The organism is Stutzerimonas marianensis (assembly GCF_022810315.1).
GTDB classification, from domain to species: Bacteria; Pseudomonadota; Gammaproteobacteria; order Pseudomonadales; family Pseudomonadaceae; genus Stutzerimonas; species Stutzerimonas marianensis.
The window spans coordinates 1-708 of the sequence record NZ_JALGRD010000047.1; the positions used below are offsets into that span (position 1 = coordinate 1).

The 708-nt window shown below is 59.5% G+C and carries 1 pseudogene; it reads left to right on the forward strand.

Going from position 1 to position 708, the window contains the following annotated elements:
- Positions 1–69: 69 nt before the first annotated feature.
- Positions 70–708, forward strand: a pseudogene (locus MST27_RS22215) (IS5-like element ISPsp6 family transposase); the annotation flags it as partial.

The following is a 708-nucleotide window of genomic DNA, read 5'->3' on the forward strand; positions in this document are numbered from 1 at the left end:
GGAGACACTGCATAAATAGCCAGCCGCCCCCACCCTTGGCACACTGAGCCCCCTCAACCAGCCCCCTCCATGAGCTTTGTTACGCGCGTGCAGAAGACCTTCTCCGAACTCGAATATACCGGCAAGAAAAAGCAGACTCGCCGAGATCGCTTCCTGGCTGACCTTGAACAGCTGGTGCCCTGGGCACAAGTGGAGGCGCAAGTGGCGCCGTTCTATAGCGACACCACAGGCAAGCGTGGACGCCCTGCGATTGGGTTGTCGCGCATGCTGCGCATGTATGTCGTGCAGCAGTGTTTCGGTCTCTCCGATGAAGGTACCGAAGATGCCGTCTACGACAGCCAGGCCATTCGTGGTTTCATCGGCATCGACCTGGGCCGTGAGTCGGCACCGGATGCCACTACCTTGTTGCGATTTCGCCGCTTGCTGGAAACCCATCAGCTAACGCGGGTGCTGTTTGAAACGATTAACCAGCATCTGGCCAGCCGGGGTCTGCTGCTCAAGGAAGGCACTATCGTCGACGCTACCCTGATCGCCGCGCCGCCCTCGGTCAAGAACCGAGAAGGTAAGCGTGATCCTGAGATGCATCAGGCCAAGAAAGGCAATCAATGGCACTTCGGGATGAAGGCCCACGTTGGTGTCGACGCCACATCGGGACTCGTGCACAGCGTGGTAGGGACTGCCGCCAACGTGGCGGATGTCACCCAGGTC